This is a genomic window from Lentzea sp. NPDC051838 (assembly GCF_040681245.1).
GTDB lineage: Bacteria > Actinomycetota > Actinomycetes > Mycobacteriales > Pseudonocardiaceae > Lentzea.
The window spans coordinates 55,209-75,928 of sequence record NZ_JBFAYI010000036.1; the positions used below are offsets into that span (position 1 = coordinate 55,209).

General features: G+C 68.2%; 23 protein-coding genes and 1 tRNA gene. 14 read left to right on the forward strand and 10 right to left on the reverse strand.

Annotated features, from left to right (window positions below):
* Window positions 1–11: 11 nt before the first annotated feature.
* Window positions 12–1,688, reverse strand: a complete 1,677-nt coding sequence (gene ettA / locus AB0M24_RS41765) for an energy-dependent translational throttle protein EttA (RefSeq protein ID WP_363779597.1) — start codon at window positions 1,686–1,688, stop codon at window positions 12–14.
* A 264-nt stretch (window positions 1,689–1,952) separates the two neighbouring features.
* Window positions 1,953–2,348 (reverse strand): single-stranded DNA-binding protein, encoded by a 396-nt coding sequence (ssb, locus tag AB0M24_RS41770; protein WP_363779599.1) that lies wholly within the window; start codon window positions 2,346–2,348, stop codon window positions 1,953–1,955.
* 253 nt (window positions 2,349–2,601) lie between these two features.
* Here ssb and AB0M24_RS41775 point away from each other — a divergent pair, with 253 nt between their 5' ends.
* The 3 genes from AB0M24_RS41775 to AB0M24_RS41785 are packed head-to-tail and all read left to right on the forward strand — an operon-like array spanning window position 2,602 to window position 4,934.
* Window positions 2,602–3,207 (forward strand): TetR family transcriptional regulator, encoded by a 606-nt coding sequence (locus AB0M24_RS41775; protein ID WP_363779601.1) that lies wholly within the window; start codon window positions 2,602–2,604, stop codon window positions 3,205–3,207.
* The gene (locus tag AB0M24_RS41780; protein WP_363779603.1) at window positions 3,204–4,127 is read left to right on the forward strand and encodes an ATP-binding cassette domain-containing protein; all 924 of its coding nucleotides are present in this window, start codon (window positions 3,204–3,206) and stop codon (window positions 4,125–4,127) included. Before AB0M24_RS41775 ends, AB0M24_RS41780 begins: the two co-directional genes overlap by 4 nt.
* 9 nt (window positions 4,128–4,136) lie before the next feature.
* On the forward strand, window positions 4,137–4,934 hold the full coding sequence (locus tag AB0M24_RS41785; RefSeq protein WP_363779605.1) for an ABC transporter permease: 798 nt from the start codon (window positions 4,137–4,139) through the stop codon (window positions 4,932–4,934).
* Here AB0M24_RS41785 and AB0M24_RS41790 read toward each other — a convergent pair.
* Window positions 4,931–6,862, reverse strand: a complete 1,932-nt coding sequence (locus AB0M24_RS41790) for a cytochrome c oxidase assembly protein (RefSeq protein ID WP_363779607.1) — start codon at window positions 6,860–6,862, stop codon at window positions 4,931–4,933. The genes AB0M24_RS41785 and AB0M24_RS41790 overlap by 4 nt on opposite strands.
* Window positions 6,863–6,896: 34 nt before the next feature.
* Between AB0M24_RS41790 and AB0M24_RS41795 the strand changes: the two genes are divergently transcribed.
* Window positions 6,897–7,412 (forward strand): lipoprotein, encoded by a 516-nt coding sequence (locus AB0M24_RS41795; protein WP_363779609.1) that lies wholly within the window; start codon window positions 6,897–6,899, stop codon window positions 7,410–7,412.
* Here the strand turns inward: AB0M24_RS41795 and AB0M24_RS41800 are convergent.
* Window positions 7,390–8,550, reverse strand: a complete 1,161-nt coding sequence (locus AB0M24_RS41800) for an MFS transporter (protein ID WP_363779611.1) — start codon at window positions 8,548–8,550, stop codon at window positions 7,390–7,392. The two genes, AB0M24_RS41795 and AB0M24_RS41800, sit on opposite strands and share 23 nt — an antisense overlap.
* 73 nt (window positions 8,551–8,623) lie before the next feature.
* Here AB0M24_RS41800 and AB0M24_RS41805 point away from each other — a divergent pair, with 73 nt between their 5' ends.
* The 3 genes from AB0M24_RS41805 (at window position 8,624) to AB0M24_RS41815 (ending at window position 10,818) form a co-directional block, all read left to right on the forward strand.
* Window positions 8,624–9,703: a LacI family DNA-binding transcriptional regulator gene (locus AB0M24_RS41805; protein ID WP_363779613.1), complete on the forward strand. Its 1,080-nt coding sequence runs from the start codon at window positions 8,624–8,626 to the stop codon at window positions 9,701–9,703.
* A 127-nt stretch (window positions 9,704–9,830) separates the two neighbouring features.
* A tRNA-Arg gene (locus tag AB0M24_RS41810) sits at window positions 9,831–9,903 on the forward strand.
* A 549-nt stretch (window positions 9,904–10,452) separates the two neighbouring features.
* A complete protein-coding gene (locus AB0M24_RS41815) occupies window positions 10,453–10,818 on the forward strand; it encodes a hypothetical protein (protein WP_363779615.1) in 366 nt (121 codons plus the stop codon).
* Here AB0M24_RS41815 and AB0M24_RS41820 read toward each other — a convergent pair.
* On the reverse strand, window positions 10,815–11,606 hold the full coding sequence (locus tag AB0M24_RS41820; RefSeq protein ID WP_363779617.1) for an SDR family NAD(P)-dependent oxidoreductase: 792 nt from the start codon (window positions 11,604–11,606) through the stop codon (window positions 10,815–10,817). The genes AB0M24_RS41815 and AB0M24_RS41820 overlap by 4 nt on opposite strands.
* 88 nt (window positions 11,607–11,694) lie before the next feature.
* Between AB0M24_RS41820 and AB0M24_RS41825 the strand changes: the two genes are divergently transcribed.
* Entirely contained in the window at window positions 11,695–12,453 is a 759-nt protein-coding gene (locus AB0M24_RS41825) for an AraC family transcriptional regulator (protein WP_363779619.1), read from the forward strand.
* Here AB0M24_RS41825 and AB0M24_RS41830 read toward each other — a convergent pair.
* Together AB0M24_RS41830 and AB0M24_RS41835 are read right to left on the reverse strand one after the other, a co-directional pair.
* Window positions 12,392–13,309 (reverse strand): LysR family transcriptional regulator, encoded by a 918-nt coding sequence (locus AB0M24_RS41830; RefSeq protein ID WP_363779621.1) that lies wholly within the window; start codon window positions 13,307–13,309, stop codon window positions 12,392–12,394. The two genes, AB0M24_RS41825 and AB0M24_RS41830, sit on opposite strands and share 62 nt — an antisense overlap.
* 24 nt (window positions 13,310–13,333) lie before the next feature.
* Window positions 13,334–13,903 (reverse strand): TetR/AcrR family transcriptional regulator, encoded by a 570-nt coding sequence (locus tag AB0M24_RS41835; protein ID WP_363779623.1) that lies wholly within the window; start codon window positions 13,901–13,903, stop codon window positions 13,334–13,336.
* 82 nt (window positions 13,904–13,985) lie between these two features.
* Between AB0M24_RS41835 and AB0M24_RS41840 the strand changes: the two genes are divergently transcribed.
* Window positions 13,986–14,624: a methyltransferase domain-containing protein gene (locus AB0M24_RS41840; RefSeq protein WP_363779625.1), complete on the forward strand. Its 639-nt coding sequence runs from the start codon at window positions 13,986–13,988 to the stop codon at window positions 14,622–14,624.
* Here the strand turns inward: AB0M24_RS41840 and AB0M24_RS41845 are convergent.
* Entirely contained in the window at window positions 14,572–15,363 is a 792-nt protein-coding gene (locus tag AB0M24_RS41845) for a DUF3152 domain-containing protein (protein ID WP_363779627.1), read from the reverse strand. The genes AB0M24_RS41840 and AB0M24_RS41845 overlap by 53 nt on opposite strands.
* 79 nt (window positions 15,364–15,442) lie before the next feature.
* Between AB0M24_RS41845 and AB0M24_RS41850 the strand changes: the two genes are divergently transcribed.
* Both AB0M24_RS41850 and AB0M24_RS41855 read left to right on the forward strand, forming a co-directional pair.
* Window positions 15,443–16,108 carry a response regulator transcription factor gene (locus tag AB0M24_RS41850; protein WP_363779629.1) on the forward strand — a complete coding sequence of 222 codons (666 nt, stop codon included), beginning with the start codon at window positions 15,443–15,445 and terminating at the stop codon, window positions 16,106–16,108.
* Entirely contained in the window at window positions 16,105–17,814 is a 1,710-nt protein-coding gene (locus tag AB0M24_RS41855; protein WP_363779631.1) for a HAMP domain-containing sensor histidine kinase, read from the forward strand. Before AB0M24_RS41850 ends, AB0M24_RS41855 begins: the two co-directional genes overlap by 4 nt.
* Here AB0M24_RS41855 and AB0M24_RS41860 read toward each other — a convergent pair.
* On the reverse strand, window positions 17,798–18,604 hold the full coding sequence (locus AB0M24_RS41860) for an NAD(P)/FAD-dependent oxidoreductase (protein WP_363779633.1): 807 nt from the start codon (window positions 18,602–18,604) through the stop codon (window positions 17,798–17,800). The genes AB0M24_RS41855 and AB0M24_RS41860 overlap by 17 nt on opposite strands.
* A 50-nt stretch (window positions 18,605–18,654) precedes the next feature.
* Here AB0M24_RS41860 and AB0M24_RS41865 point away from each other — a divergent pair, with 50 nt between their 5' ends.
* Window positions 18,655–19,215 (forward strand): cupin domain-containing protein, encoded by a 561-nt coding sequence (locus AB0M24_RS41865; RefSeq protein WP_363779635.1) that lies wholly within the window; start codon window positions 18,655–18,657, stop codon window positions 19,213–19,215.
* A gap of 7 nt (window positions 19,216–19,222) precedes the next feature.
* Window positions 19,223–19,492 (forward strand): DUF2277 domain-containing protein, encoded by a 270-nt coding sequence (locus AB0M24_RS41870; protein WP_363779637.1) that lies wholly within the window; start codon window positions 19,223–19,225, stop codon window positions 19,490–19,492.
* On the opposite strand, the gene AB0M24_RS41875 is transcribed toward AB0M24_RS41870, so the two are convergent.
* Window positions 19,489–19,746 (reverse strand): hypothetical protein, encoded by a 258-nt coding sequence (locus AB0M24_RS41875; RefSeq protein ID WP_363779639.1) that lies wholly within the window; start codon window positions 19,744–19,746, stop codon window positions 19,489–19,491. The genes AB0M24_RS41870 and AB0M24_RS41875 overlap by 4 nt on opposite strands.
* Before the next feature lie 274 nt (window positions 19,747–20,020).
* Between AB0M24_RS41875 and AB0M24_RS41880 the strand changes: the two genes are divergently transcribed.
* Window positions 20,021–20,701, forward strand: a complete 681-nt coding sequence (locus AB0M24_RS41880; protein ID WP_363779641.1) for a hypothetical protein — start codon at window positions 20,021–20,023, stop codon at window positions 20,699–20,701.
* Window positions 20,702–20,720: the final 19 nt, after the last annotated feature.

A 20,720-nucleotide genomic window follows, 5' to 3' on the forward strand; every position in this document is an offset into this window, starting at 1 on the left:
CCGTTGCCCTCTCAGTCCCGTGTCAGCTTGCGGTACGTGACGCGGTGCGGGCGGGCCGCTTCGGCACCGAGGCGCTCGAGCTTGTTCTTCTCGTAGCCCTCGAAGTTGCCCTCGAACCAGTACCACTTCGACGGGTCCTCGTCCGTGCCCTCCCACGCGAGGATGTGCGTGGCGACGCGGTCGAGGAACCACCGGTCGTGGGAGATCACGACGGCACAGCCGGGGAACTGCTCGAGAGCGTTCTCCAGCGAGCCCAGGGTCTCGACGTCCAGGTCGTTCGTCGGCTCGTCCAGCAGGATCAGGTTGCCGCCGAGCTTGAGCGTGAGCGCGAGGTTCAGGCGGTTGCGCTCACCACCGGACAGCACACCAGCGGGCTTCTGCTGGTCCGGGCCCTTGAAGCCGAACGCGCTGACGTACGCGCGCGAGGGCATCTCGACGTTGCCGACGTGGATGTAGTCGAGTCCGCCGGACACGACCTCCCACACGTTCTTCTTCGGGTCGATGCCGCCGCGGTTCTGGTCGACGTACGACAGCAGCACCGTCTCGCCGACCTTCACGCCACCGGCGTCCGGCTGCTCGAGACCGACGATCGTCTTGAACAGCGTGGTCTTGCCGACGCCGTTCGGGCCGATGACGCCCACGATGCCGTTGCGCGGCAACGTGAACGACAGCCCGTCGATCAGCACGCGGTCGCCGAAGCCCTTCTTCAGCTTGTCGACCTCGACCACGACGCTGCCCAGACGCGGGCCCGGCGGGATCTGGATCTCCTCGAAGTCGAGCTTGCGGGTCTTCTCCGCCTCGGCCGCCATCTCCTCGTAGCGGTCGAGACGCGCCTTGGACTTGGCCTGGCGGGCCTTGGCGCCGGAACGCACCCAGTCCAGCTCGTCCTTGAGGCGCTTCTGGAGCTTCTGGTCCTTCTTGCCCTGGACGGCCAGCCGCTCGGCCTTCTTCTCCAGGTAGGTCGAGTAGTTGCCCTCGTACGGGTGGGTGCGGCCCCGGTCGATCTCGAGGATCCACTCGGCGAGGTTGTCGAGGAAGTACCTGTCGTGGGTGACGGCGAGGACAGCGCCGGTGTACTGCGCGAGGTGCTGCTCCAGCCACAGGACGCTCTCCGCGTCCAGGTGGTTGGTGGGCTCGTCGAGCAGCAGCAGGTCGGGCTTGCTCAGCAGCAGCTTGCACAGCGCGACGCGGCGGCGCTCACCACCGGAGAGCTTGGTGACGTCGGCGTCCGGCGGCGGGCAGCGCAGGGCGTCCATCGCCTGCTCCAGCTGGGAGTCGAGGTCCCACGCGTCGGCGTGGTCGAGCTCCTCCTGGAGCTTGCCCATCTCCTCCATCAGCTCGTCGGAGTAGTCGGTCGCCATCAGCTCGGCGATCTCGTTGAAGCGGTCGAGCTTCACCTTGATCTCGCCCAGGCCCTCCTGGACGTTGCCGAGGACGGTCTTCTCCTCGTTGAGCGGCGGTTCCTGCTGCAGGATCCCCACGGTGTAACCGGGAGACAGGTACGCCTCGCCGTTGTTGGGCTGGTCCAGCCCCGCCATGATCTTGAGCACGCTCGACTTGCCGGCGCCGTTGGGACCGACCACACCGATCTTCGCGCCGGGGTAGAACATGATCGTGACGTCATCGAGGATGACCTTGTCACCGTGCGCCTTGCGCACCTTTTTCATGGTGTAGATGAACTCGGCCATGGCGGCGATCGTAGAGCGGTGCTCAGAGGCTCCTGACCTCGGTCGCCGACAAGCCCGCGTCCACCCCCGGATCGAGCGTCACGCGACTCGGTGACCAGCCCGTTCCGTTCGAACGTGAACGACTCTCGGCGACCGGGCCTCAGCGGCCCCGATCTACGACTTTCCCTCCTTCGTGGATTGCGGTGCGTACATCTTCTCCGGCGGCACCGCCGGATCGGGCGGGTTCCCGAACTCTGAGGCGGGGTTGCCCCGAACGTCGCAAGATCAGAACGGGATCGCCTCTTCGACGAGATCTTCGCCGACCCGCGGTTCAACGACGGCGGCGGACCCCAGTGACTGCACCCGGCTCAGATCCAGCCCGACGTTCTGCGCGTCGAGGGTGACCGACAGCCGTTTCGCCTCGTCCTTCTCGTAGTAGCGCATGCGCAGCTTGCCCTGGACGATCACCGGATCACCTTTGGAGAGCGTGGTCTTGACGCTGTCGGCGAGCCTGCGCCAGCAGGAGATGCCGAACCAGACCGACTCGCCGTCCTCCCAGTCGCCGATCGCCGTGTTGTAGCGACGTTCGGTCGACATGACGCGGAAGTACGCGTTCGTCTTCCCGTCCTCGCCGTGCTTGTAGGTGACGTCGCTGCTGACAGTTCCAACGACGGTGATCACGGTGGAATTCCAGGACATCGGGTTCGCCTCCAGGTCGCGGGTGTGCTGGTCCAGGTTGCTCCGTGAGGGGTGGTGATGACCGGGGCGAACGGGAATCTGTGGATTACTCGCGAGTTGTGGACAGGTCGCGATCTTCGAGGGCTTCGGACCGCGGAATTGTCGGACCTGTGTGCTAGTGCCGCGCTCGAGCCGGGCGAATGAGTGAGCGCCCACTCATTGACATGAGTGAGGACTCACTCATACAGTTGCGGACGTGTCAGAGGAACCACGCCGCCGCCGCGCCCCCGCGATGAGCCCGGAAGACCGCCGAGAAGCGATCGTCCAGGCGACGCTGCCGCTCGTCGTGAAGGCCGGCGCGAACGTCACCACCAGCCAGATCGCCGCCGCGGCCGGAATCGCGGAAGGCACGGTGTTCCGCGTCTTCAAGGACAAGGCGGAGCTGCTCGACGCGTGCGTCCAACGCGCACTGCGCTCCGACGAGGAAGTCGCACTCCTCCAGGCGATCCCGGCCGACGTGCCGCTGGAGGAACGCCTCACCTCGGGAGTGGCCACGTTCAGCGGCTACCTCGACCGCATGTGGGGCCTCATCGGCACGTTGCGCGAGTCCGGCTACCACCCGAACGACGAAGACCACAAGAAGCACAAGGGACCGCCGGTCGGCATGCAGCAGCTGTCCGAGGCCGTCGCGGGCCTGTTCGGCGACGCGGACCTGCGCGTCAGCCCGGACCTCGCGGGCCGGATGCTGCTCGGCGCCGTTTTCACCAACCGCATGGGCTCGGGCTTCGGCCAGACCACCGCCGAACCCGCCGCGATCGTCGACCTGTTCCTGCACGGCGCACTCAAAGGGGGAGACAGATGAGTGAGCTCATGATCGAAGCCACCGATGTCAGCAAGACGTTCGGTGACGTGCACGCCCTCGACGGCGTGAGCGTCACCGCGAAGAAGGGCACTGTTCTCGGCCTGTTGGGCCACAACGGCGCCGGCAAGACGACATTGATCAACATTCTCACGACCATGCTGCCGCCGTCCGGTGGCAGCGCGAAGATCGCCGGGTTCGACGTCGTCCGCCAGGGTCACGACGTGCGCAGCCGGATCGGCCTGACCGGCCAGTTCGCGGCGGTCGACGAGCAGCTCAGCGGCCACGACAACCTCGTGCTGATCGCGCGGCTGCTGGGCGCGAGCCGCAACCAGGCCCACCAGCGCGCGGACGACCTGCTGGAGCAGTTCGACCTCACCGAGGCCGCCAAGCGCAACGCGAAGACCTACTCCGGCGGCATGCGGCGGCGCCTCGACCTGGCCGCGAGCCTGGTCGGACGTCCCGAGGTGCTGTTCCTCGACGAACCGACCACAGGACTCGACCCGGCCAGCCGCCTCGCCATGTGGGAGATCGTCGAGAAGCTCGCCGCGGACGGCACGACCGTCCTGCTGACGACCCAGTACCTCGACGAGGCCGACCGGCTCGCCGACACGATCACCGTGCTGTCCAAGGGCAAGGTCGTCGCGTCCGGCACGTCGGCCGAGCTCAAGGCCCAGGTCGGCCAGCGCACGGTGACCGTCTCGCTCGACACGGCGTCCGATGTGGACACCGCTCTGAAGGCGATCAACGCGGTGGGGCTCCACCCGGTCGCCGAAGGCCTCACGCTCACCACGCCCGTCAGCGCGTCACGCGACCTTGCGACGGTCGTGCGCGCGTTGGACGACAACGGCTTGGAGGCGCACGAGATCGGCCTCAAAGAGCCCACTTTGGACGACGTCTACCTCACTCTCGCCGCGAACTAGGGGGACATCATGGCGACCTTGACCTGGCACGGCAGCAGCTACCCGACACAGGTTCTCGTGCTGACCGGCCGATCGCTGCGAGCTCTGCTGCGCACGCCCGCGCTCGTCTTCTTCAGCGTGCTGCAGCCGTTGATCATGCTGACGCTGTTCAGCCAGATCTTCGGCAGCATCACGTCGACGGCGAACTTCCCGCCGGGCATGACGTACATCAACTACCTGCTGCCCGCGATCCTCGTGAACACCGCGATGCAGTCCTCTCTCGCGTCCGGCATCGGACTCGTGCAGGACATGTCGAACGGTGTGCTCGCACGGTTCCGTTCGCTGCCCATCAGGCCGAGCACGGTTCTGTTGGCGCGCAACCTCTCCGACGCGGTGCGCACGGCGTTCCAGCTCGTGCTGATGATCGCGTTCGGCGTGCTGGTGTTCGGCTTCCGGCCCGACGGCGGCATGCTCGGCACCCTCGCCGCACTCGGCCTCGCGCTGGTCGTCGGCTGGGCGCTGAGCTGGGTGTTCATCGCGATCGCAGCGTGGGTGCGCAAGGCCGAGCTGATGCAGACCGTCGGCTTCCTGGCGATGTTCCCGCTGATGTTCGCGTCCAGCGCGTTCGTGCCGGTCGGTGGCCTGCCCGGCTGGCTGCAGGCGGTCGCGAAGGTCAACCCGCTGACCTACGCGGTCGACGCCGCCCGCAGCCTCGCACTGGCCCACCCCGTCACCGGAGTGGTCGGCGCGCTGGTCACGAGCGGCACGATCGCGGTCGTCGGAGCGTTCTTCGCGGTCCGCGGGTTCCGCAGGCCCTTGTCGATCTAGTCCTTGCCCGCCATCTTCCGGAGCATCGCGTTGTAGGCCTCGAGGTCGGCGTCGCCATCGGCGTCGGCCTTGCGGTCCAGCCGCTTCGCCTCCCGGCCGTCCTGCCGCGCCCACTGCGCGAGCAGGGCGACCATCACCACCAGCAACGGGATCTCCCCCGCCGCCCACGCGATGCCGCCGCCGAGTCGCTGGTCCTCCAACAGGTTCTGCACCCACGGCAGCGCGAGGCCGCGGTAGAACTGCTCACCGATGACGGTCTGCGAGCCCATCAGCACGATGCCGAAGAACGCGTGGAACGGGATCGAGGCGAACAAGAGCCCGAGCCGTCCGAGCGGCGGCAGCTTGTTCGGCGACGGGTCCACGCCGATCACCGGCCAGTAGAAGACGTACCCGGCGAGGATGAAGTGGGCGTTCATCGCGAGGTGCGCCCAGTGGAACGGCAGCGCGGCCTCGAACAGCCCCGAGAAGTACAGGGCGTAGAACGAGCCCACGAACAACGCCAGTGCCACAAAGGGGTTCGTCAGCACCCGTGCGACCGGTGAGTGTACAAAAGCCAGCACCCACTCTCGCGGCCCCGGCACCTCCTTGTTGACCGGCAACGCGCGCAACGCCAGCGTGACCGGTCCACCCAGGACGAACAGGATCGGCGTCAGCATCGAAAGCACCATGTGCGCTTCCATGTGGACGCTGAACATCGCCGGCGAGTACCGGCCCATGCCCGACGACGTGGCGAACAAGAGAGAGAAGCACCCGCACAGCCACGCGACCGTGCGCCCGACCGGCCACTTGTCGCCGCGCTTCAGAAGCCTGCGCACGCCCAGCACGTAGAACAACGCGAGCGCCAGCGCCGCCGTGCCGTAGATCAGGTCGAAACGCCAGTCGAACAGGATGCGCGCGAGCGTCGGCGGCCCGGCGAGGTCGTAGCCGATCGCGATCTCCACGCGGCTGGGCAGGTCGACGCTGCCACCGGGAGGAGGCGTGCGGGCCAGCGCCACGGCCAGACCGATCGTGAACATCATCAGCAGCACTTCGAGGCCCGCGAGCTTGAGCAGCGCGTGCGGCTTCCCGTCGACAACGCCCTTCACGCCGCGTTCGCGCTGGAAGTAGCCGAACACGCCGAGCAGCAGCAGACAGACCAGTTTGCCGAGCGTCAGCAGGCCGTAGGTCGACGTGACGAGGTCCGTCGGCGTCATGCGCACGAGCGCGTTCACGACGCCCGACACCGCCATCACGATCCAGCAGGCCAGCGCCAGCCGGGAGAACCGGGTCGTCGCGAGCGGGAGGTGAGCCCCGCCACGCCTGCCGTGCGCCATCAACGCGATGAGGCCGCCCACCCACAACGCGGCGGCGACGAGGTGGAACAACAGGCTGTTCGTCGCCATGTCGTGCGAACCGCCCGACGACGAGTGGCCGGTGACCGCGACCGGGATCAACGCGAAGATCGCCACGAACAGCAGGACTGTCGTCCATCCCCACGACAGCACCAGACGGCAGCCCAATGCGACCAACGCCACGATGATCGCCGTCAGCATCCACGCCTTCGACTGCTCCAGCAGCATCGCCGTCGCGATCATCTGGCTGAAGTTGAACGAGTCGACGGGCCGGTCGATCGCTGCGGCTGTGTTGAACGGCACGGACAGAACAGCACCCACGAGCCAGACGAGCGCGAACCACCCAGCGGTGCGCATCGCGGCGTAACCGTCGGCTGCGAGAGTGCCGGACTTCTGCGGTGGCACGAGGAACGCCGCCAGCAGCAACGAGCCGATGGTCACCACCGCGCCTGTCTCCGTCAGCACTCGCACGACCAGCAAGCCGGCCGGTGGGTTGCCCGAGAGCGCACTGAATCCGACGGCGACGAGTGCAGCCACCGCGAACCCGATGACGACCAGGGGGACCAGTCCCGTTCTGGTGGAGCGTTCGATTGCCACGTCCCGGAGCCTACGACCCTCTAGTGTGCGCCGTGTGAGACGTTCTCTCCTGCTCCTGCTCGCCGTCTTGGCACTGTCCGGCTGCGCGTACCACATCCAGGGCTCGCCTGTGGCCGCTCCGCTGCCTCCGGTCGCCATCGCGACGCCGCGCAAGACCGAGGGCGTCGACCCGTGCAAGCTCATCACGGAGAAGGACCTCAAGCCGGTCGGGACGCTCAAGTTCCCGGGCGCGCCCCGCGCCGAGATGGCGAACTCGTGCCTCTACACGTTGAAGGAGAACGCGTTCGTGGTGATCGCGGTCCCCTACCGGCCGTTCGACGAGTCGAAGCGGATCCAGAAGGACGGGCGCGAGGTCGAGACGAGCAAGCACGCGACGTGGCTCAGCTGCGGCCAGCAGGAGAAGGACATGGTGTGCACGGCGACCATCGCCGTGACGCGCACCGAGTCGTTGATGGTCGGCATCGGCATCACCGGCGGCACCGAGACCAAGGCGCGCGACCTGCTCAAACCGATCGGCGTGGAAGCCCTCAAACAGCTGCCGTCTGCCTAGCGCGCCGCGCCAGCCACGTCGCCGGGATGATCAACGCGGTGACGAGCGCCACGAACCCGAGCGACACCACGAGAGAGCTGACGTGCGCCAGGCCGCCCACGATCGGCGGGCCCGCGAGGAACCCCGTGTAGGCGATCGTCGTCACGAGGCCCAGCTCGCGTTCGCCGCCGCTGCCGTCCGCGCGTTTGCCGGTCTCGCTCGCGAGGTCCATGACCACGGGGAACGAGAACGCGAGGCCCAACCCGGCCAAGCCGAACCCGAGGTAGCCGGCAGCCGGTAGAGGTACCAGCACCGCCGTCGCCAGTCCGGTCGCGGCGAGGCCACCACCTGCCGCGAGCAGACGGTGCGGGCCGAGCGTGCGTTGGATCGGCTCACCGAACCACCGTGCGAGCGCCATCGTGACCGAGAAGACCGCATAGGCGTATGCGCCCGCCGCGTCACCCACGCCCCGTTCACGGACCATGAACAACGCCGACCAGTCCGCCGCCGCCCCCTCCGCGATGGCACTGCACAGCGCGACGCTCGCCAACAGCCAGAGGACCGGGCTCTTGAGCACGTTGGAGCGTTCGGCGACCTCTTCCCTATGACGCTCCCCCACTCCTCCGGGGATGGTCTTCGCGATGAGAGCGGTGATCACGATGCCTGCGAGCGCGGCCAGCAGGAAGTGCTTCATGGGCGTCCAGTGGGCCTGAGCCGCGGCGGCACTGCCCAGCGACCCGATCAGACCGCCGACGCTGAAGCCCGCGTGGAACTGCGGCATCAACGGCCGTTGCAGATCGCGGACGACGACGACCGCGGCCATGTTCATCGACACGTCCATCGCCGCAACGCTCGCGCCCAATGCGATGAGCGTCAGTCCGAACTGCACCGGTGACTGCGAGAGCGCGAGCACGGGCAGAAGGAGCGGACTGAGGAGGCTGCTCGCCAACAGCACGACGCGCGACCCGTGCACCGCACAGATGCGCGCGGCAATCGGTGCCGTGAACGCCAGTCCGGTGCTCGCCCCGAGCAACGCCAGGCCGAGGCTGCCCGGTTCGGCGCCGATCTGCTCGGCGAGGGCGGGCACGCGGGAGGCCCAGGTGCCGAAGACGCCGCCGTTCAAGAGGAAGACGACGAAGGTGGCCAGGCGTGGGGACATGCGCCCCAGCATGACTGAAGCGCTTCAGTTGCGCCAGGGATTTCCGTGCCCGCTCTCGCCTACGATGCTGTCCGTGGACTCCGACCGCCGACGCAGGCCGACGCTGGACACCGTCGCCGCCGCGGTAGGGGTGTCCCGGGCAACGGTGTCGAACGCGTACAACCGGCCGGACCAGCTGTCGTCGTCGTTGCGCGAACGCATCCTCGAGACAGCGCGCTCTCTGGGCTATGCGGGCCCAGATCCCGTTGCGCGCTCTCTGGCCACACGCTCGTCCGCGGCCGTGGGCTTCATGCTGCCGCAGGGCCTGTCCGGCGCGTTCTCGGATCCGGCGCTGTCGATCGTGCTCGACGGCCTCGCGCAAACCGTCGACGGCCACGACCACAGCCTCGTTCTGATGCCCGGCGACTCCACGGGCGGTCCGCGCCCCTCGATCGTGACGCGCGCGCAGGCGGACGTGATGGTGGCCTACTCGCTGCCGGACACCGCACCGGCGTTGGACGCGGTAGCCGCCCGCGGCCTGCCTCTCGTGGTGATCGACCAGCCGGTGCTGCCGGGTTCGGCGCGGGTCGAGGTGCAGGACTACGCCGGCGCCTCGCTCGCCGCTTCTGTGCTGCTGGAGCTCGGACATTCCCGCTTCGGCGTGCTGACGTTCGCGCTGCACCCGGACGGAGTATCCGGACCGGTTTCGCGTGAGCGCCGTTCGGCCGTGCCGTTCCGCGTGAGCCGCGACCGACTGGGCGGCTACCTGGACACTTTGGAAAAAGCCGGGGTTCAACCGGACAATGTTCCGGTGTGGGAGGCGCGCGGCAGTGATCGCGAACTCGGACGTCTCGGCGCGCGGTGGTTGCTCACCCGCACGCCGCGCCCGAGCGCTCTGCTGTGCGCGTCGGACCAGCTCGCGTTCGGCTGCCTGCAAGCAGCCCGGGACCTGGGGCTGTCCGTGCCTTCCGACGTCTCCGTCGTCGGCTTCGACGACGTCCCCGAAGCGGCCTACAGCGACCCGCCGCTGACTACTGTGCGTCAACCCCTGGCGGACAAGGGCAGACGAGCGGGCGAGCTGGCGCTGAAGTTACTGGCCGGGGCCAGACCGCCACGGCCGACGAGACTCGACGTTTCCCTCGTGCAGAGAGCCTCGACGGCCCCGCGGACGTGATACACATCACGTTTAGCCCGTTTTCGTCACCCGTTCGGACGTAGGGCGGAAACAGTCGATCGACTTCGGACGATGTGTCCGATGGGGGCATCGGCGACCACTGTTCGTGGCCGCGCGGTCTCCTCAAGCCTCCGTAGCTCAGTGGAGAGAGCGAGGGACTTCTAATCCCGAGGTCGCAGGTTCGAATCCTGCCGGGGGCGCTCCATATCAAGGCCTCTGACCTGCACAGACAGGTCAGAGGCCTCTTTGTTTTCGATCTCAGCCCGCTCGCGTGGAGCCAGACGTGGAGCCAGGCCCTCGGAGAGGGGTCAGCGAACACGCGTCGGGGTGACCGCGCCGACCAGGTTGAGCGGGATCGTGGTGAGAGTCCTGTTGTTCTGGGAGCCGGTCCACAACGAGATCTCGGTCAGTCCCACACTCACCAACTCGCCGCAGACAGTGGTCGCGGGGCTCGAGCGAGTCCGCCGGTGACAGGTAGTCGATGTCGTCCATTCCATGGCCGGTGAAATAGATGAGGAAGGTGCCGTTCCCCGGCACCTCCTTCGCCACCTCGAAGATCTTCGCCCCGATCTGGGCACGGCCGGCGTTTTCGAGCACACGCAGGCTGTCGAAGTCGGGGGCACCGGGCGTCTCCGCTACGCCGATCAGCAACGCTGTGCGTGCCATCACAGCAGCGTAGAACGCGCCCAAACGATCTCCCACGCAGGCTCACCAGGCAGGGACCCGGCTCCTGGTGGATAGCCTTCGGCGTGGACAAGACGCGGTTGGGTGTCGGGCTGGTGGCCGGGGTGCTGGTGGTGCAGACGCTGGCGAGCCTGGTGTGGAGTGCCGACGCGACGCTGACCGGGGTGGCGCTGGCGTTCAACGCGGTGGCCGCGGTGTCGACGTGGCTGTTCGTGCGGCGCGGCGGGCGGGCTGCCTGGGTCGTGGTCGGGTGGTGTGCGGGGTTCTTCGGGTGGCACGTGGTGGGGCTCGGGGAGCTGGCCGGCTGGTGGACGACCGGGCTGGATGCCGCGTTCCTCGTGGGGGCGCGGTACCAGGTGTCGGTCGTCTACCAGGCGGTTTTGGCCACGGCTGCTGGGTTTGCCGTGCACTTGCTGGTGCCGCGGCGTTAGCGCCAGGTGGAGGCCACGTAGGTGTCGAAGCTGGTGGCGGAGCGGCCCAGGAGGCGGCTGATGTCGTCGGTCGGGGTGGCGAGGAGGCCTTGGCGCATGCCTTCGAACAGGGCGTTCAGCTCGGTGGCTTCCTCTGCCGGAACGCCTTGGGAGAGCAGGGAGTCCTGGTACTCCGAGGGCGTGAGGCGCACCAGTTCGACGGCTGGGTTGATCTTGGCCAGTGCCTCGGTGAACGTGATGGCTTCCGGGCCGGTGAGGTTGTAGGTCTGGCCGTCGACTTCGCCGTTCGACAACAAGGCGAGGGCGGCTGCTTCGGCGATGTCCTGGACGTCCACGAACGGTTCCGGGGTGTCGTCGACGGGGAGGGCGAGGCGGCCCGCGCGGACTTCGGACTCCCAGATCTCCTCGGAGAAGTTCTGGTTGAAGTTGTTGGCGCGCAGGATGGTCCACGGGTTGTCGCTCTCGCGCAGCGCTGCTTCGGCCGCGTGCATGCCCTGGAAGAACGACGGCGGGGTTTGGTCCAGGCCTCGGCCGGAGAGCAGCACCAGGCGGATGCCCTTGGCCAGCTCGACGAACGGGGCGGCGGAGGCCGGGTCGAGCGGGGCCAGGAGGTAGGCGGCGGTGACGCCGTCCAGGGCCGGTTGCCAGGTGGACTCGTCGGACCAGTCGAAGCGGAACGCGCTGGAGCGGGAGGCGGCGCGGACCTTCGCGCCCGCGGCTTCCAGAGCGCGGACGACGCGGCGGCCCGTCTTGCCGGTCGGGCCCAGTACCAGGATCTCTTGTGACATGGGCCCAAGCCAACGCGACAAGGCCACGAGCGCCCATGGGTGAGAGTTCATCGACGATGTTCGATCGTTCTTCTTCTATGTTGGAGGCATGGAACCGTTCGACGAACTGCTGCGCGGGGTGCGCGCGGATGGGGCTGGGGTGCGTCGGGTCGAGGTGGCCGGCGCGAAGCCGATCACCGGGCTGACGTTGTTGGCGGTGGCGTCGGGGGCGCTGAGCGTTCAGGGTGAAGAAGCGAAGGCCGGGGACATCGTGGTGGTGCGGGGAACCGTTGCGGTGGAAGGGCGGGCTGACGTCATCAGCGGCACGTACGACGTCATGGGGGCGGTGGCGCGGCGGTTGACGGCGGTGTTGCCGGACTCGCTCGTGGTGGCCGGGACCGACGAGTGCGCGGGCTTCTACGCCAGCATCGGCACGGATCCCGGGGTGGTCGCGGATCGGTTGCTGGACTGGATGATGGTGTGCGCGCTGCGGGAGTGGTTCGACCGCGAGCACAAGACGGGCTGGCAGGCGGCGGCCGCGGACGAGGTCGTGGGGCCGGTGTTGCGGGCGATGCACGCGCACCCAGGGAAGGCGTGGACGTTGGCCCTGCTGGCCAAGGAGGCCGGGGTGGCGCGGACGACGCTCGCCGGGCGGTTCGCGAAACTCGTCGGGGTGCCGCCGTTGACATACCTGACCGAGTGGCGGATGGCCCTGGCGGCGGACCTGCTGGCCGAGCCGAAGAACACCGTGGGGGCGGTGGCTCGGCAGGTCGGGTACGCGGACGCGTTCGGGTTCAGCGCCGCGTTCAAGCGCGTGCAGGGGGTGAGTCCGAGCGAGTGCCGCAGCCGGTGCGCCGCGACCGCGTGACGTCCAGGCAGCACTGGACGAAGTCGGCGACCGCTTCGCCCGCTTCCGGCAGCCACGCGACGCCGACCTCGCTCGGAGTCACGCCGGTCACCGGCACGTAGACCACGCCCTGTCTTTCGTACAGCAGCGAGGTCGACGCCGGGACCAGCGCGATGCCGTGTCCCTGCGCGATGGCTTCGAGGAACTCCTCGGGATGTTCCACGACGGCACCGATGCGTGCCGTTCGACCGTCCCTTTCGGACGTTGCCAGCCAGTGGTCGCGCCAGGTTCCCTTCAACGCCGACGTGACGACGACCGGCTCGTCCCACAGCTCCCGGAAGGCGATCTCGTCACGCGCCGCGAGCGGATGTGCGGAAGACAAAGCGGCGCAACGAGGTTCGCCGAACAACGAGCGCACGCCGAACTTGTCCTCGCCGGGAAAAGGCAGGCGCAGCAACGCGACCGGCACATCGGCGTTCGCGAGGCCCGCGGTCGGGTCGGTCCACGGCGACTGCCGCAGGTCGACCCTCCACCCCGGCCGGCGTTCACCGAAAGCGGCGACGATGTCCTCGGTGTTCGCCGCGCTGGCCAGGAAACCGACGCGCAGCACACGGGCGGCACTCCGGGTTTCCCGCACCGCGACGTCCCAGTCCGCGAGCACCGGAGGCACCCGGTGAGCGAGGGCGTGGCCGGCGTCGGTCAGCGTCATGCCGGTGCTGGACCTGGTGAAGAGCCGCACACCCAGTTGCGACTCCAGGTGTTTGAGCTGCTTTGTGAGCGACGGTTGTGACACGAAGAGCCGATGCGCCGCGCGCGTGAGGTTGCCCTCCTCGGCGATGGCGGCGAAGTACCGCAGCAGTCTCGTGTCCACGTCCATGCCGTCAGGTTATGGAGCCGCGTATCAACGACAGGTGAGCACACGCTCGAGTTGGTGATCTACGAGCTCCACCGCCGAAAGTGCGTCCACCTGGCCGATCAGCATCTGCATCATCAGGCCGTCGACGAACGCCAGCAGCACCATCGCGTCCCGTTCCGCGTCACCGTCAGGACGCGCCTGCGCGATGAGACCACCGACGAACGCCACCATCTGCGAGCCACCTTCGCGCAACGGCGAAGCGAGGCGCGGTTCGACGACCGCCTGGGCGAGGAACGCGGCCAGCACCGGGGCCTCGGCACGCGCCTGCGGGCTCAGCGGCAGCAACTCCAGCAGCAGCGAGCGCAGGAACGTGCGCGGGTCGGGCGAGTGCACCGCGCCGATGCGATCACCGACGCGGGAGCTGATCTGCCGGAACGCGAACAGGAGCAGCTCGTCCTTGGTCGCGAAGTAGTGCTGGACGCGCCCCATCGACACGCCCGCCTCGGCCGCGACGTGGCGCAGGCTCACGGCGTCGAGGCCTCGGGACGCCATCACGCGGCACACGGCGTCGCCGATCTCGCGGCGGCGTTCGTCGTGGTCAACCTGCTTCGGCACCTCAACTCCAATGCGATCGCATTGCATCGTACCCGCCGACTGTTTTACGATGCGATCGCATTGCAAAACGAAGGGGGACGTCATGCAACTGTGGGATTTCGCCGCGCTCACCTACTACCGCGTGCTCGACCTGTTCACCGGGTCGCTCAACGACCTCGCGGTCGAGAAGCTCGACCTGCGGCCCGGCGAGGCGGTGCTCGACATCGGGTGCGGGACCGGGGCCTCGATCCCCGCGCTCGTGGAAGCCGTTGGGCCGCAAGGAAGAGTGGTCGCGATGGACTTCAGCGCGCGAATGGTGGCCATAGCGAGAAAACGGGCGAAGAAGTGGCCCAACGTCGAGGTGCGCCAAGCCGATGCGTGCACAACCGATCACGGCGCCGAGCAGTTCGACGCGGCCGTGGCACTCGGGGCGTTCAGCGCGATGCCGGACGTTCCCGCGGCGATCGCGAACGCCGCCGACGCGCTCAAGCCCGGCGGGCGGTTGTTCGTGTTCGACGTGCGGCTGGCCAAGAAAACGCACACGACCAGCTTCCTCAGAGCCGCCTACCGCAGGATCGCGGGGTTCACCGGCGCCGATGTCGTGGCAGAGCTCAAGAACGTGTTCGAGCGGGTCGAGCCGGTCTTCGGGGTCGAGGGTGAGACGACGACCGTCGTGATGGCCAGGAAGATCACGGATACGGCCACGGATTCGGCGCGCACACCTTCCCGTCCTGCGGGATGACGACGCCCTGTGGTGCGCCGGCGGTGATCCGGACGATCTCGTCGTTCGAGACGCTGAACGTCTGCTGCATCATCACCGGCGCCGGGCCGCCCGCGACACCGCACGGCCGGTGGCCCTGACCGAACGCGTGGCCCACCTCGTGGTTCACCATGTACTGCCGGTACGACGTGAGATCGGGCAGGTAAGCGACGGCGCCGCGGAACCAGCGAGCCGCGCTCAGGAAGACGAAGTTGCCGTCGCGGCACGAGACGTCGACCGGGATCTCGTACCCGCAGACGGATCGCGCGGTCTGTTGCGACGTCAGCCTGACACGCACCGATGCCGGGCCATCCACGCGTTGTACCGAACGCTCATCCTTGGCCGTCCATCCACGCGGGTCCGCGAGCGTGGCTTCGACGAACGACGCGAAGGCCTGCTCGTCGACCGTGATGCCGTTCTCGATCTCGACGGCGTAGGTGCGCAACGGGCCGGTGCCGACGACCGGGCCGGAGCCGGGAACGACGTGAAAGCTGGCGGCCCCGGACTCGGGGAAACCCGGACCGTCGGGCAGCTCCGAACTAGAGGTGTACACCCGCGCAGGCGGTGGCGGCGGGGGCGGCACGACCGAGGAAGAGGACACCGCGGCAGCAGACGGCGGCGTGGTCGGAGCGGCCGCGGGGGACGTTTCGCCTGCCAGTTGAGTCGTGGTGAGCAGCAGGGCGGTCAGTGCCACAGCCCCCAGAACCAGGTGCACCTTCATGACGGCAACGCTCGCCGGAACTGATGAAGAACCTGTTTACGTCCCGCTTGACTGTCGTGAAGGACTGCATACTGCAGTGGTGTGTGCCCACATCCTCGTGGCCGAGGACAACGTTCACCAGGCGGAGCTCGTGCGCCGGTACCTCGAGCACGACGGGCATTCTGTGGTGGTCGTGCACGACGGGCGGGCCGCGATCGACGAGACGCGGCGCCGCAACCCCGACCTGCTGGTGCTGGACGTGATGATGCCCCTGGTCGACGGCATCGACGTGATGCGCGCCATCCGCACCGAGTCGGACGTGCCGATCGTGCTGCTGACCGCGCGGTCCACTGAGGACGACGTGCTGCTCGGGTTCGACCTCGGCGCCGACGACTACATCACCAAACCGTTCCGGCCACGGCAGATGGTCGCGCGCGTGCGGACGATCCTGCGGCGCACCGGCCGGGCCCGCGAGACGAACGCGACCGTGCTCAAGGTCGGCGACCTGGTCGTGGACCCGATCCGGCACGAGGTGCGCATCGACGACGAGCTCGTCAGCCTCACCCCCGCGGAGTTCCGGTTGCTCGCGAGGATGGCCGCGCAGCCACAACGGGTGTTCACCCGCGAACAGCTGCTGGAGGACGGGTTCATCACCGCGCGCACGGTCGACGTGCACATGATGAAGCTGCGCCGCAAGATCGAGGCCGATCCACGCCGGCCGGAACGACTCCTCACCGTCTACGGCATCGGGTACAAGCTCGTATGAAGTCCCTGCTGGTTCGGTTCTTCCTGTTCTCACTGGTGATCGCGGCCTGCTCGATCGCGGTCACGGCGTGGCTCGCGAGCCAGGCGACGACCGGCGCGATCCGGCAGGAGCAGGGGGAAGCGCTCGCCACCGAGACGCAGATCCGCGACGAGGTGCTCAAGTACGCGGCCACGCACAAGGACTGGGCGCAAGCGAAGTCCGAAATGGACAAGATCGCGCGCCAGTACAACCGCCGCATCGCGCTGACCGACCACAACGGCAAGGTGCTGGTCGACACCGGTGACGCGAGCTCGCCGCAGCTGCCCATCACGCCCAAGGCGGTCATCGACCCGCTCAACGTCAACGGCCAGATCGACCGGAACGCGGTCGGCCCCTTCAAGCTCTCCGACATCGAGTACGCCAAGCTGCACCAGTACGCCGACCAACTCCTGCAGTGCAACAACCACATCAAGCTGGTGGACGCGCCCAACGGCAGGCCGCGCCTGTCCAACCTCGCACCCGGTGAGCTGTCCGTGTGGGACGAGTGCGACGTCGGTTACCGGCTCTACACGCTGACGGAGACGGAGAAGGCCGCATACGGACAGCTGGAGAAGCTGTTCACGCAGTGCCTCGCCGCGTTGCCGGGCAACGGGCGCCTCGTCGACAAGGCGCCGGGCCCGCAGACGTTCGACTGGGAGATCACGACTGTCCGCGACGGTTCGCCGGAAGTCGTGGCCTGCATGAACGACTCGCGCCGCGCCCAGCTGCGGCCCTACGTCGCCGAGCCGGCGCAGCTCTACCTCACCTCGGTGACCGGCGACGAGCCCCGATCGATCGACCTGTCGACGACCGGTGTCACGCGAATCATGTTGGTGGCGCTGGGGATTCTCGCGCTGGCCGGGTTCGCGTCGTGGATCACCGCGACGCAGCTGGTGCGGCCGATCCGCGCGCTCACCGCCGCCACCAAGCGCACCGCGGAGGGCGACCGGACGGCACGGGTCGACGGCGGCGCGGGCGAGATCGGCGAGCTGGCCAAGTCGTTCAACGCCATGTCGGAGAAGCTCGCCGAGACCGAACGGCAGCGGCAGGCGATGGTCAGCGACGTCGCGCACGAGCTGCGCACACCGCTCGGCAACATCACCGGCTGGCTGGAGGCGACGCAGGACGGGCTGGCGGAGGCGGACCCGCACCTGATCGACATGCTGCTGGAGGAATCCCTTCTGCTGCAACGGCTTGTGGACGACCTGCACGACCTCGCCCAAGCCGACGCGGGCACGCTCAGACTGCACCCCGAGCCGATCGCGCTCGAAGACCTCGTGGACCAGGTCGTCAACGCGCAGCAGAACCGCGAGATCCTGCTGCGCGCCGAAACCACGCCCGTGCACACGACCGCGGATCCCGTGCGGCTGCGGCAGGCGCTGGGCAACCTCGTCGCGAACGCCGTGCGCTACACGCCTCCCGGTGGCGAGGTCGTCGTGAAGTTGTTCCAGGAAGCCAACAACGCGGTGCTCGAGGTGCGCGACACCGGTACCGGCATCGCACCCGAGGACGTGCCGCACGTGTTCGACAGGTTCTGGCGCGCGGACAAGTCGCGCAGCCGCCGCACCGGTGGCAGCGGGCTCGGACTCGCGATCACGCGGCACCTGGTCGAGGCGCACGGCGGCGCGGTGTCGGTGACGAGCGTGCTGGACCAGGGCTCGGCCTTCCGGATCACCCTGCCGCTGTGACCAGGTCCATGTTGATCATCCCGGCCGCCTGGGCGCCCTGCGCGGCGGCGACGATCACGATGGCCGCCGGGTCCGTGACGTTGCCCGCCGCGTAGACGCCCGGCACGCTGGTGCGCCCCTTGTCGTCGGTGCGCACGAACGGACCGGCGATCGTCTCGTGGGTTTCGGCGCCCAACGCCAGCAGGAACTCGTCGCGCGGCTTGACCGGCGCGGAGTAGACGAGGGCGTCGGCCGCGATCCGTTCGCCGCCGGAGATCACCGCGACCAGGCGGTCGTCCACGACCTCGATGCCGTCCACCGACGGCACGTGCGTGACGTCGGCGGACCACTGCCGGACCAGCGCGACCTTCGCCTCCTCGCCGAACACGGCCAGCTTCTGGTCGCGGACCTCCCAGCCGTGGCAGTACGGGCAGCCGAAGACGTCCCGGCCCCACCGTGGGCGCAGGATCTCCGGCACCTCGTCGACCATGCCCGTCGCGAACAGCAGCCGCTTCGCCGTGACGGTCCTGCCGGCGAGCTCGACCGCGAACCCGTCGTCGGTCTTCGTGACGCCGCGGACCGTGTCGTTGACGATCTCTCCGCCGTAGCCCTCGACCTCGGCTCGACCGTGCTTGAGCAGGTCCAACGGCGATTGGCCGTCACGAGAGAGGTAGTTGTGCATGTGCGCGGCCGGCTTGTTGCGCGGCTCGCCACCGTCGACCACGAGCACGCTGCGGCGCGCCCTGGTCAGCATCAGAGCGGCACTCAGCCCGGCCGCTCCCCCACCGATGATCACCACTTCGCGGTTCATGGTTCGAGAGTGCGGTCGACAGTCCAGTTTCGGCAAAGTAAGTTGCTGTTATGGCAACTTCGGTGGGGCAACGACTGGCGGCGCTGCGAGCTGAGCACGACCTGACGCTGGCCACGTTGTCCGAGATGACGGGCATCTCCAAGTCGACGTTGTCGCGGCTGGAGACCGACCAGCGCAAGCCGACGCTGGAGCTGCTGCTGCCGTTGTCGCGGACGTACCAGGTGTCGCTGGACGACCTGGTCGGCGCGCCTGAAGTCGGCGATCCGCGCGTGACGATGAAGCCGCGCGATCTCGACCACGGCCGCGTCGGCATCCCGCTGACCCGCTCGATCGGGCCGCTGCAGGCCTGGAAGATGATCATCAAGGACCCGGACCTGCACGAACCGCGCGTGCACGAGGGCTACGAGTGGTTCTACGTGCTGAGTGGGCGGGTCCGGCTGCGGCTCGGCGACAAGGAGGTCGTGCTGCGGGCGGGCGAGGTGGCGGAGTTCGACTGCCGGCAGCCGCACGCGTTGAGCAGCGCGGACGGCAGCCCGGCCGAGATCATCAGCCTGTTCGGCAAGCAGGGGGAACGCATCCACACCCGCGCCGCGCCCCCGAAGCCGTCATAGTGGAGCCATGTGCCGAAACATCCGGGTGCTCCACAACTTCGAACCGCCGGCGACCTCCGACGAGGTGCAGGCCGCGGCGCTGCAGTACGTGCGGAAGGTGAGCGGGGCGGCGAAACCGTCGGCGGCGAACCAGGCCGCGTTCGACAAGGCGGTCGCGGCGGTGGCGGCGGCGACCGCGGAACTGCTCGACGCGCTCGTGACTACGGCGCCACCCAAGGACCGCGAGGTCGAAGCGGCGAAGGCGAAAGCGCGGGCCCAGGAGCGCTACGGGCGTTAGGAGCGGACGCGGGTGTCCAGGTACATGCAGATGAGCTTGGCCGCGACGCCCGCCGAGCCGACGATGAACGCCTGGTCGGGGCCGAGCGTGAGGGCGATGGCCCAGAGCAGCAGGGCGATGAGGGTGAGGATCACCGTCATCTGGACGGCGTGCGGCCACTGATCGGGATGAACGAGCCACTTCGTCGGCTGCCGAGGCTGCGGAACCTCCACGTCACCCGCTCTATCGGGTGAACGCTCCGCCTTGACCGCCATCTCACTCCTTCGCCGAAATTCCTCCTGCTGGACCCATTCTCCTGAGTTGATCTTCTACGGAGGGTGACTTCCGCTCATCGTGCGGTGAGCATCGCCGAACGGCAGACGAACGGTCATCACCGTGATCGGTCGCCGGTCCGTCACCGTCCGTTTACCGATTGAGGTCCAGGCCACCACATTGAGTGGCGGCCAAGTGGGTAGTCGCTCAACCCTACGTAGTCGTTACACCGTTCGGAGCAGCACCGTTTTTGTCAGACCCCTCCGATAACGTCAGGTGAAGATCGCGGTACGAGGGGAGAAAGCGTTGCCGGACAACAACGTCAGCGTCACCGCACTGTCGTTCACCGAGTACGTCATGAGCGGCCAGCGTGGACGCATCAACATCGTGTCGGAACAGCGGGGGATGTACCTGACCACCGACACCAAGGTGTGCGGGTTCTACAACCCGATCCGCGACGCCATGCGACGAGCGGTCAACTCCACCGAACCTGAACTGGAGCTGAAGAAGGCGGTTCAGGGGGCGAACCGCACGGGCCAGCCGCGGGCGTTCGAGGAGATCGCGGACGGGTTCCTGCCGTGGCTCGGGTCGTTCAAGGCCACCGGAGTGCAGGTGGAGGGAGCCACCTACCGCGTCGGCGACCTGACCTTGAAGGTCCGCCCGCACCTGGGGCTGCGGCGCCGGGACGGATCGACGTACGCCGTGCTCGTGCACACCAAGGAGGTGCCGCTGACGCGCGAGGCGGCCAACGTGGGGCTGCGGATCCTGCAGCACACCATCGCCGACACGCTGCCGGGGGCGACGCCGATGGTGCTCGACGTGCGGCGGGGCAAGGCCTACCAGATGCCGGTGCGGACCAACCTGGGGAAGCTGGACGTGCTGATCGCGGCTGAGGCGATGGGGTACGTGACGCACTGGCAGCTGTCCGGGCTGTTCGAGTCGGTGCGCGCGGTCTGACGGGGGTGAGCGGCGCAGC

Bases quoted from the DNA above. Each gene is read 5' to 3' on its own strand.
- ettA (WP_363779597.1), bottom strand. From the start codon at position 1,688: ATGGCCGAGTTCATCTACACCATGAAAAAGGTGCGCAAGGCGCACGGT.
- AB0M24_RS41780 (WP_363779603.1), top strand. From the start codon at position 3,204: ATGAGTGAGCTCATGATCGAAGCCACCGATGTCAGCAAGACGTTCGGT.
- AB0M24_RS41785 (WP_363779605.1), top strand. From the start codon at position 4,137: ATGGCGACCTTGACCTGGCACGGCAGCAGCTACCCGACACAGGTTCTC.
- AB0M24_RS41800 (WP_363779611.1), bottom strand. From the start codon at position 8,550: ATGTCCCCACGCCTGGCCACCTTCGTCGTCTTCCTCTTGAACGGCGGC.
- AB0M24_RS41820 (WP_363779617.1), bottom strand. From the start codon at position 11,606: ATGTCACAAGAGATCCTGGTACTGGGCCCGACCGGCAAGACGGGCCGC.
- AB0M24_RS41825 (WP_363779619.1), top strand. From the start codon at position 11,695: ATGGAACCGTTCGACGAACTGCTGCGCGGGGTGCGCGCGGATGGGGCT.
- AB0M24_RS41830 (WP_363779621.1), bottom strand. From the start codon at position 13,309: ATGGACGTGGACACGAGACTGCTGCGGTACTTCGCCGCCATCGCCGAG.
- AB0M24_RS41840 (WP_363779625.1), top strand. From the start codon at position 13,986: ATGCAACTGTGGGATTTCGCCGCGCTCACCTACTACCGCGTGCTCGAC.
- AB0M24_RS41845 (WP_363779627.1), bottom strand. From the start codon at position 15,363: ATGAAGGTGCACCTGGTTCTGGGGGCTGTGGCACTGACCGCCCTGCTG.
- AB0M24_RS41855 (WP_363779631.1), top strand. From the start codon at position 16,105: ATGAAGTCCCTGCTGGTTCGGTTCTTCCTGTTCTCACTGGTGATCGCG.
- AB0M24_RS41860 (WP_363779633.1), bottom strand. From the start codon at position 18,604: ATGAACCGCGAAGTGGTGATCATCGGTGGGGGAGCGGCCGGGCTGAGT.
- AB0M24_RS41865 (WP_363779635.1), top strand. From the start codon at position 18,655: ATGGCAACTTCGGTGGGGCAACGACTGGCGGCGCTGCGAGCTGAGCAC.
- AB0M24_RS41870 (WP_363779637.1), top strand. From the start codon at position 19,223: ATGTGCCGAAACATCCGGGTGCTCCACAACTTCGAACCGCCGGCGACC.
- AB0M24_RS41875 (WP_363779639.1), bottom strand. From the start codon at position 19,746: ATGGCGGTCAAGGCGGAGCGTTCACCCGATAGAGCGGGTGACGTGGAG.